The sequence below is a fragment of the Burkholderia sp. SIMBA_051 genome (assembly GCF_046534915.1).
Lineage (GTDB): Bacteria > Pseudomonadota > Gammaproteobacteria > Burkholderiales > Burkholderiaceae > Burkholderia > Burkholderia ambifaria.
The window spans coordinates 1-266 of sequence record NZ_JAWRXS010000363.1 but is presented as its reverse complement, the minus strand read 5'-3'; the positions used below and the strand labels follow the sequence as shown (position 1 = coordinate 266).

Here is a 266-nt window from a genome sequence, read left to right as displayed (position 1 = left end):
GTCGCGCTCGAACGCACCGCGGCGAGCATGGAGGAGCTGACCTCCACCGTACGTCAGAACGCCGAGAATGCGCGCCAGGCGAGCGCGCTCGCCGCCAACGCGTCGGCGGTGGCGGAGGCGGGCGGGGACGTGGTCGGCCGGGTGGTCGCGACGATGAGCGAGATCGACGACAGCGCGAAGAACATCCGCGAGATCATCGGCACGATCGAGGGGATTGCGTTCCAGACCAACATTCTCGCGTTGAACGCGGCGGTCGAGGCAGCGCG

At 69.2% G+C, this 266-nt stretch carries 1 protein-coding gene; it reads left to right on the top strand.

Features of this window, described 5'->3' with window-relative positions; genetic code table 11:
- Nucleotides 1–266, top strand: a 266-nt coding sequence (locus SB771_RS34870; RefSeq protein ID WP_410722022.1) for a methyl-accepting chemotaxis protein, incomplete at both ends; no start/stop codon positions are given.